Raw genomic sequence first — 3,005 nt, forward strand, 5'->3', positions numbered from 1 at the left:
GTATACTGTTGACCGATGGATATGCGCAGCGGGAAAAATTCGAGAGACACAAAGCAGAATGCTTGCAAAACGATGGGTTAGAAAAGAAAAAAGCCGACGATATTCAAATGAATTAAGTTCAATTCTTTTCAATAGATAGCGTGATAAAAATTGCTAAGCTGGAATTCTTTGCAAGAATCGCCTCTTGAGAGTAGTATTCTTGATAAATTCCCAGCGAGTGTTACCTAACCTTCCTACTGCCAAGGTTACAGAATTTCGATCGCGTCTCCTATGAAGGCCCAGATATGAGAAGGCAAACGCCGTGACTGATTTTAACGACCGCCCTATTTCTGAAGCTACCATTCGGGTGCTTGAATCCTTCGCGAGCCGGGAAGGTGCTTCGGTTGACGAAATCATCGCCTTGGCGCGTGTGTTGCCAAAGGTATTGGCCGGGATCGAACACCGAACAATGGAACAGCAGTCCTTGTCTCTCGCCGCCGATGAAACGCGTACGATGGGGGTTCCTGCTGTCCCTGTCAGTGAATCGTTCACGCAAGATGCGGTAACGTGTCTTTGCTGTGGCCGCTCTTTCACGATGTTGAAACGCCATTTGCGCGCAGAACACGGCCTCAGTGAAAATGACTATCGGGAAAGATTCGGGTTGGATGCTGATCACCCGTTGGTCGCGCCCAACTATTCGATCCGTAAGGCGGAATATGCAAAAAAGGCCGGGTTGGGGCGGTATACACGTGAAGATTCCCTGGAGCATGGCGCTGCCCAATAAAACAGCCGAAAAACGTCCATGCCTTTGTCTTGACACTCTTTTGTCGTCCTGAACGCCAAATTACCCTCGATACCTCTCTGTGAATCGAAACGTGCAGTCGTGCGTTTATTGAAACGATCCTAGGGATCGGGAGAGATGAGGCAGGCTAAGATGGTAGCGACGACGCAACCCAAAATATTCAAAAAAGTTGAGGTTATCGAAGGCGGGGGCCATCACGGCGGCGGTTGGAAGGTCGCCTACGCAGATTTCATGACGGCAATGATGGCGTTCTTTTTGTTGATGTGGATTCTTGCCAGCGCCGATGAGCAGAAGTTACGAGGTATTGCCGAGTATTTTACCAATGCGACCCTACCCGGCGGGACGGGGGTCCTTGACGGTGCCACGCTGGGGCCACCCGGTACGTTGACCGCTTCAAACGGAAGTGTCGTCGCCCGAGGCAGTGAATTGGGCAATATGGATGACCCTACGCCGGCAAACTGGGAGATAAACGACACCACAGCTTCGACTGATCCGAAAGAAAAGGTATTGGGATCCCAAGAGGGGAAATTTGAAAACCCCGCCGCCGCGGCACCGCTCAAAGACTATGTAGAGCCGTCCGAAAGCGCGAACGCTGTCAAAAACGGGGAGCAAAGTTCGAAAGCGCAACAAAACGAACACGCGCAGGATGATATCAAGTTCAAAGAATTGCAGCGGGAAATTTTGCAAGCGATGGAGCAAAATCCAGATTTGGACCCGTTGAAGCAGAACGTTATATTTGAGAAGAGTCCTGAAGGGTTGCTGATTCAAATCATCGACCAAAAAGGGCGCGCGATGTTTCATAGTGGGCGCGCGGAGATGCAGGGGCCTACGGAGCTTCTTTTGCAGAATCTAGGCAAGTCGCTCGCCAGCCTGCCTAACAAGCTCACCATCGCCGGGCACACTGATGCGGTGCGGTTTGCTGACGGTCGCAAATACGACAACTGGGATCTTTCAGCCGATCGCGCAAATGCGACGCGGCGAGTATTTGAAGCGTCTGGCGTGGCTCGCAACAGGGTTATTCGTGTATCCGGTCTCGCTGATACGGACCCATTGGTGCCTGAGAATCCGGTTGATCCGTCCAACCGCCGCATTTCGATCTATGTGCAGTATCAGAAGACCAAAGACGCGGCACCCCAAAAGGAGGCATCAACGGCCGTCGATTCTCAAGGTAGTTCCGTTGCCGCGAATTCTACGGAATCCACAACTCCACCAGAAGTTCCGAGCACGCAACTGGCGGCTGACTATACAGAGCCCCGCGACGCCACTCTGGATGGCCAAGTCTTCCAGAACCTTCGGAACGCGTTGCGCTGAGCGTTAAGCCTGCGCCAGAACGCTGTGGCTCGTTCTGCGTCGGCTCGAGAACGTTGGCCGACGAGAGCGTTCAACAGAGCGGCGTAAAAAATCGGGCAGCAGCGGATTTACATCTGCTTCTGTCGATCGGGTAGCAGGGTCATACTGAGGCATCGGGGCGGGCGCAACGTCGCTCGCCGGCTGCAAACCTAACAGCACAGCGGGATCAAGCCCTTCTTCCAATGCGTAGTTGTAGTTCACCGCATAGTCGGTGGCTTCTTCTAAAATGACAGGATCAGACGCCACCAAAGCCATCAAGCGGCGTTCATCGGAATAAAGAAACTGTTTTGTTCGGTATCCCGAAATTTGAGGGACAAAGCATACCTGGCTTGGCTTGAGCCGCAACACTTTAAGCAGCCGCGCGGGGATCTCGTCACGTTCGTCGCGCCGAAACACAATCATGCTGCACGTGCCATCACTGGAGAGACAAGCGGCGAGACAGATATGGTCCGGCCACCCTGAAAATGCGAATTTTACGTCATCCGCATCAATAAGAATAATGAGGGTGCTTTCCACATCCGGCATTGCAGCTTACTCCAGCATTGGCACAAAACTAATCTTAACTAACTCATGCAAAGATAGCAATTAGCCTTCATATTGTAAATTTTAAACTTGGATTAAAGACAACTGTTCTTGAGCTTTAGGGGAAAAACACTAAAGTACTTGAAAACTTGCAAGTGGAACTGAAATGACGATCATTCTGGGCTTTGTTGTTGTGATGGGCATGGTCTTTGGCGGCTACATGCTGTCCGGGGGTGACATGGGAATTATTACTCATGCCCTACCTTTTGAGGGCATGATGATCGGCGGTGCCGCGCTAGGTTCGTTTATTGCTGCAAATTCCTTTGCCAATATCAAAGGGGCAGGTCTGGCC

At 51.5% G+C, this 3,005-nt stretch carries 4 protein-coding genes; 3 read left to right on the top strand and 1 reads right to left on the bottom strand.

Features of this window, described 5'->3' with window-relative positions:
* Positions 1-301: 301 nt before the first annotated feature.
* Positions 302-763 carry a MucR family transcriptional regulator gene (locus ACN0IC_RS14820; protein ID WP_416879549.1) on the top strand — a complete coding sequence of 154 codons (462 nt, stop codon included), beginning with the start codon at positions 302-304 and terminating at the stop codon, positions 761-763.
* 150 nt (positions 764-913) lie between these two features.
* Positions 914-2,092: a flagellar motor protein MotB gene (locus ACN0IC_RS14825; RefSeq protein WP_416879550.1), complete on the top strand. Its 1,179-nt coding sequence runs from the start codon at positions 914-916 to the stop codon at positions 2,090-2,092.
* A 3-nt stretch (positions 2,093-2,095) separates the two neighbouring features.
* Here ACN0IC_RS14825 and ACN0IC_RS14830 read toward each other — a convergent pair whose 3' ends face one another.
* Positions 2,096-2,656 (bottom strand): flagellar motor protein, encoded by a 561-nt coding sequence (locus tag ACN0IC_RS14830; RefSeq protein ID WP_416879551.1) that lies wholly within the window; start codon positions 2,654-2,656, stop codon positions 2,096-2,098.
* A 163-nt stretch (positions 2,657-2,819) separates the two neighbouring features.
* On the opposite strand from ACN0IC_RS14830, the gene ACN0IC_RS14835 reads away from it, so the two are divergent.
* On the top strand, positions 2,820-3,005 hold a 186-nt coding region (locus ACN0IC_RS14835), incomplete at its 3' end, for a motility-associated protein (RefSeq protein WP_416879552.1).

It is taken from the genome of Litorimonas sp., assembly GCA_029936425.1.
GTDB lineage: Bacteria > Pseudomonadota > Alphaproteobacteria > Caulobacterales > Maricaulaceae > Litorimonas.